Here is a 6408-nt window from a genome sequence, read left to right on the forward strand (position 1 = left end):
ATAGAGTCATTATCTTTTCTGATTGTCACGATGAGGTCGAAAACTGAACTGAAGCGATAGAGCGCGGGATCTAACATGACCGGCTGGACACCGGCACAACGAATTGTCAGCTCGAAAGAGACTACGGATATAAAACTGAAAGTACCCCCAGCGTCCAGCCACGACAATCAGAGTAATAAGGACCAAGGAAACCAGAATTGTGACCTGTAATCAAGACGATGTTAACCTACCTCGAGTCCGGGGCAGAAGGTAGTTTCATATAAATTCATCGGTGTCAGTCTGTTTAGAATCTACCCACAATCGATGCGTTTTACTCAAATTCAGGTAAGCCCCCTTGGAATAACAGGTATAAACGACACTCTCTATAATGGGATATGGGAACGTAGGATGCATGTATAGAACCATTTTCCCAGTGACATTTTTTGTATACTTCACACCGAAACTGTAGAACAACTGCAAATATGAACACAGACGTCCTCATAGCCTGAAGGGTGATATCTGAACTGATTTTGCAGCCCATCCCCCTGAAAACGCAACCAGCACACTACTCGCTCTCTCAAAATTCACCTTACACCCTTTATTGGTAAACTTTTTGCAAGACTTCGAGAATCATCATTATCATTAAGGGGTATAGGCTATGGAGTATTTGGGCTGTCCCATGTGCGGATCCACATATTTTTACTTACACATGAATAACACCAAATATATTTTCAAATTACTTGAGAACAAAAATGTGGAGCCTGTTGAACCAGCTAAGATGCCACTTCTGGATTTTACGCTCCTCCATTGTGGCGCTTGCTCCTGGCAAGGACCTGATACAGAATTGAATGTGTCCCTGATGTAACATTCTTTCCCAACAAAAAGAGAAAATCCCATGGCCAATATAGTATTTTTTGAGAAACCGGGCTGTATTAATGGCGAAAAGCAAAAAAAGATACTCAGTGATGCCGACAATAAATTGGACTGCATTAATATACTCCAACATGCCTGGACAGCAGATAAACTTCTCCCTTTTGTTATAGGTAAATCTCCTTCAACCATGATCAATCATACCGCTCCAGCGGTAAAAAATGGTCAGATCAAACCGACTGAACTCTCATTTGATGAAGCCATCAGTTTAATGATTGCTGATCCCATTCTTATAAAACGACCACTTATAATAGTGGACAACCTGCATATCCAGGGTTTTGACGACTCGCGCCTTTCTCCGTATCAGGGATCCTGGAACAGTTCACAGGACGATGTCATGACCTGTCCGAACCTGCACACTCTGTCATGTGACGATCAAAAGACAATAAAGTAGCACATCTTTCGGAAACGAATCACAGCACAGTATTTTCATAGAATACAGCTATTCGCATAAACAGGCTACCGGTGTTGCTCTTTCTCCGCTTCCAGCACAGCCCTATATATACACGAAATTCCATCTCTACAGGTAAGCGTTGACTCGCATGTCAACCCTCCAACAAAAAGTATAATTTCAATCAATTACACATTTCTCACAGAAGTCATAAGTAATACAGGCTTTCCTCCCTTCCTCATAATTCCCATATCGTCCACAAAAAAAAGAATTTCTTAATCTACATCAAGCAGAACCTATACAGCTGAGAAGTATGCTTTTTCATAATTCCGGTGACAATCAAAGACTGATACGTTAAGTATACATTTTACAGGAAAATATTATCGCTCTCGATCCAACTTCCACTCCCAAACACCTATGGCAAAACAAATATCCTACTGCGGGAAAGCAGCACCTTCTACTTGGCTCGGGGACCTTGACACCTATCTGATCGGTGAAGGAACACATGAACGAACCTACGAAAAATTAGGTGCTCACCTGATTGAGGTTGATGGTGAGCAAGGGGTAGTGTTTGCTGTTTGGGCACCCAACGCCGCAAGCGTTGCCATCATTGGAGATTTTAACAACTGGAATTTAACGGCACACCCCATGTGCCCGTCAAGCTCTGGAATATGGTCTCTCTTTATTCCAGGTCTATCCGAATATGCTGTTTACAAATACCATATTATCAGTCAAACAGGAGAAGGTTTCGATAAATCTGACCCTTATGGCTTTTCCATGGAAGAGCGTCCTCGTACGGGCTCCGTGGTTATAGATCTGGATAAGTACATCTGGAGTGACAGTGAATGGATGGCCACGAGAAAGGAACGGCAGGCTCTAGATAAACCCATTTCCATTTATGAGGTTCACTTTGGCTCCTGGAAAAAGCGTAAGGACCCTGATTGGGATCTTCGCTACCTTACCTATCGAGAACTGGCCGACGAACTCATTCCCTATGTCAAAGAAATGGGGTATACGCACATAGAGACACTCCCTATCTCAGAATATCCCTTTGATGGATCATGGGGCTACCAGGTTCTTGGTTTTTTTGCCCCCACATCTCGTTTTGGCACCCCGGAAGACTTCATGTATTTTGTCGACCAATGCCATCAGGCCGGCATTGGCGTAATTCTGGACTGGGTTCCAGCCCATTTCCCTAAGGACGGAGCAGGACTCAATTATTTTGATGGTACGCATCTCTACTCCCACGCCAATCCCCTGCAGGGTGAACACCAGGATTGGGGTACCCTTATCTTTAATTATGGTCGTAACGAAGTCCGTTCATTTCTTATCTCCAATGCCTTATTCTGGCTCGATAAATATCACATTGACGGTCTTCGCGTTGACGCTGTGGCTTCGATGTTATATCTTGACTACTCTCGAGAGCAGGGGCAGTGGATTCCAAACCAATATGGCGGCAGAGAAAACCTGGAAGCCATATCCTTTCTGAAAAAAACAAATGAAGTAACCCATGGGATTTATCCCGGTATTTTAACCATAGCCGAAGAGTCCACATCCTGGCCTATGGTCTCTCGTCCTACCTACCTCGGCGGCTTGGGATTTAGCCTTAAATGGAATATGGGTTGGATGAATGACACCCTCTCTTATATGAGTAAGGATTCGCTTTTCCGCAGATACCATCATAATCTTATGACCTTTGGTATGCTCTATGCCTTTCATGAGAATTTTATTCTCCCAATCAGTCACGATGAGGTCGTACATGGCAAGAACAGTATGCTCAACAAGATGCCAGGGGATGAATGGCAAAAGTTCGCTAACTATCGTGCATATCTTAGTTTTATGTGGTCATATCCTGGAAAAAAACTGCTCTTTATGGGATGTGAATTTGCACAGTGGCAGGAATGGAATTTCGATAAAAGCCTGGAATGGGATGCTCTGAGCGCTCCTTCACACCAAGGAGTGCAGCGACTGGTTCGAGATCTCAACCGTATTTATGTTCACGAAGCTTCGCTCCATGAACAGGATTATGACTGGACCGGATTTCGTTGGATAGACGCCAATGACTCCGATAATTCAGTACTCTCCTTTATTCGTTTTGCCAAAAATCCTGATGACTTTCTTATCATTATCTGTAATTTTACGCCTGTCATTCGTGAAAATTACAGAATTGGAGTACCGCGAGGTGGGAGATATTGTGAGATTATCAACTCAGATAAAGAAATCTACTCTGGCAGCGACGTAACCAATCCGGAATATATAGAGACTGTAGCCGGTAAGTGCCACTCCATGGATCACACCCTGTCTCTTACCCTCCCACCATTGTCAACCTTGATTCTTAAGCCCTGTTGTAAACAAGCGAATTTATTCAATTGATGAAATACAAACAGTAACAAAAGGCCTATGAAAACGCGTATTATTCTCCTGTCGGCATTTGGCATAGTCGGGTACGTCATGATAGCTAATTATCATGCCGAGCTTAAAAAAAATCACCCATTCCCTGAGCAACATCCGGAGGAGCTCTCCCTGGAAGTTCCTGTTAAGAAAGACGTATCTACAGAGCAATTGGTTGCACATACCACTTTGCAAGAGCATGCAGGAATCCCGGCACAAAACAATAAGTCCGAGGTAGTCGAAAATACGTCGGATTCTGTAGCTCAATCAATGGAAGATGATCGCTCCGCATCTCCCATGGAGATTGTTCAAAGCCAACAGCCGGTGAGTGATGAACTGGCGAAGAAAGAACAACAGATTCTACAATTGCTCGAAGCCCAGGAAATGATTGCAGCGCGCTACCAGAAATTGTTGCGTCAATCAGAGCAAGCCAATCAGGCCATTCACGAGCTGAGCCAGAAAAACCAAAAACTCATTTCAGAGCTTGAACAGGCAAAATCAGCTGACGGTAATATTGAGGAACTCGCCCTTCACTCCAAGGCTACGCAAAAAGAACTCCATAAGGCCAATACCACCATCCAACAACTCAAGGCAGCCCTTGTCAACGCAGAATTGGCTGGAAACAAATCAGAAAAAATTGTTCAGGAAAATGAAGAAACCTTTGAAGACCTGCAAAAACAAATTAAAGCCCAGATTGCAGATATTGGTCGTCTTAAAGCGAGACTCTCAGACACTACCTCACAATTAGCGATTGCCAGAGATTCATTAAAAAGAGCCAATCTCAAGGCGGAGGCCATGCTCCGTTTCGGCCAGGAAAAAGAAAAAGATCTGCTACCTCTACAACAACAGTTACAGGCATTACAGCTCACCATTACTGAAAAAGAAGCTCAAATAGCAAATGCCGTTAGCCAACAAAAGGAACTCCTCCTTACGATTGACAATCTGAAACAACAAATAGAGAAGTTACAAGGGGTTATCGATCAACAGGGACAAACCTTGGAACAAGCTGCCCATAAAGATGAAGCCCTAACCTCTAAAATTCAAGAGTTTCAGCGACAAATAGACCTTTCTGAAAAAAAGTTGGCTGCAAAAAATTCTGAATTACAAAAAGCCCAGGAAGAGCTGCAATCAGCTCAATCGCAAAAAGAGGAACTGTTACAGAAAAATACGGAGCTGAACACTCAAAATACTTCTCTTGTTGAAGTCAATACAGCCCTTGAACAAGAACTGGCCGAAGCAAACATAGAATTGCACTCTATGCAGGGGCACGCTACTGAACTCGAAGCTAAGATTTTTGACCTGGAATCGTCACTCATCGTAGCTAAGACGTCTCTTGCGGAATCTGAAAGCAAGCTAGATGATGTCACCAAAAAGATCGATCCACTGAAAGGAGAGATAACTGAAAAAGACACTGCCATAGCTGGATTTCAAGAACAGATTGCAACGCTCTCAAATCAGCTTGAACAGGCAAAATCAGGCGAAAATGCACTCAGTGAAGAAAAGGGCGCTCTGCTTGATGAAATAGAAACTCTACAGGCTCAGGCTCAGGAGATTGAAACGCTCAAGGCTGCCATTCTGGAAAAAGATGCTCAACTTGAATCATTAACCAGTCAGCAGAGTGCATTTGAAGATATACGCAATAAAACAGAAAAACTCCAGGCCGAAAAAGAGACACTCACTACCAACCTTGAACAAAAAACAGATGCCTTAACAAAGGCCGAGGCACTAATTGAACAGCTATCCATTTATAAAAGCAAAGTTGAAGAATTAGAAGTCAGCAATACTGAACTTCAGAGGACTCTTGAACAAAAAAGCACAGCGCTTGCCGATGTAACCGATCAAGTAAACAAACTTACGCCCCTACCCGAGCAGCTTAAACAGCTCGAAATTAGCTTGAAAGAAAAAGATGCTGCTTTTGCCGCACTTGCTGCCAAATCACAAGAACTCGCGCCACTGGCGATTCAACTTGGCGAACTAGAGGCATCTTTGGAACAAAAAGAGACAGAACTTGTAGAAGCTAATGCTAAAATCACCGAACTTACACCTCTCGCGGAAAAGCTTAGTCAGCTTAACGCAGCTTTAGCGCAGAAAGACAACGAACTTACAGAGGCGCATACAAAAATCGGGAAACTTGAACCGTTACCCGAACAACTTAAACAATTGCAGGCTGCTTTAGAACAAAAAGAAAACATCCTCACTGAGCTCACCTCAAAGGCAGAGGAATTAGCGCCTCTACCAATACAGCTCAACGAACTTAACACCATTCTGGAGCAAAAAGAGACAAAGCTTGCAGAGGCTAACTCGAGAATTTCTAACCTCGTTCAGCTTCCAGATCAACTCCAACAGCTGAAAGCTACTCTAGATGGCAAAGAGGCTGCTTTACATGAAATCACAGCCAAATTCGGCGAAACCCAGGCTACACTGGAACAGAAAGAGGCGCAACTCTCAGATGCGAAGGCCACAATAGCTGAACTTGCACCTCTCCGTGAACAAATCAAGCAGTTGAAAGAGGAACTGGAACAAAAAAATGCTGCTTTAAACGATCTCAGCACAAAAACTGACGAACTAGCACCTTTACCAGTTCAACTCAGCGAACTTCAGGCAACACTACAGCAGAGAGATGCCGAACTTGCGGAGGCTAACACAAAAATTGCCGAACTTGTTCTACTTTCAGATCAAGTTCAACAACTCAAAGCTTCTTTAGAAAACAAAGAGGC

Annotated in this window: 3 protein-coding genes; all 3 read left to right on the forward strand. The window is 43.5% G+C overall.

Annotation, left to right across the window (positions count from 1 at the left end; genetic code table 11):
* The first annotated feature begins 874 nt into the window (after nt 1-874).
* Nucleotides 875-1303 carry an ArsC/Spx/MgsR family protein gene (locus G493_RS0125905; RefSeq protein ID WP_028582672.1) on the forward strand — a complete coding sequence of 143 codons (429 nt, stop codon included), beginning with the start codon at nt 875-877 and terminating at the stop codon, nt 1301-1303.
* Between the two features lie 414 nt (nt 1304-1717).
* Nucleotides 1718-3673, forward strand: a complete 1956-nt coding sequence (gene glgB / locus G493_RS0125910; protein WP_028582673.1) for a 1,4-alpha-glucan branching protein GlgB — start codon at nt 1718-1720, stop codon at nt 3671-3673.
* A gap of 630 nt (nt 3674-4303) precedes the next feature.
* Nucleotides 4304-6408: coiled-coil domain-containing protein (locus G493_RS31430; protein ID WP_161629893.1), on the forward strand; the 2105-nt coding region annotated here is incomplete at its 3' end.

Source organism: Desulfogranum japonicum DSM 18378, assembly GCF_000429945.1.
Taxonomy (GTDB): domain Bacteria; phylum Desulfobacterota; class Desulfobulbia; order Desulfobulbales; family Desulfobulbaceae; genus Desulfogranum; species Desulfogranum japonicum.

Excerpts from the sequence above, each read along its gene's own strand:
- G493_RS0125905 (WP_028582672.1), top strand. The coding sequence starts at position 875 with ATGGCCAATATAGTATTTTTTGAGAAACCGGGCTGTATTAATGGCGAA.
- glgB (WP_028582673.1), top strand. The coding sequence starts at position 1,718 with ATGGCAAAACAAATATCCTACTGCGGGAAAGCAGCACCTTCTACTTGG.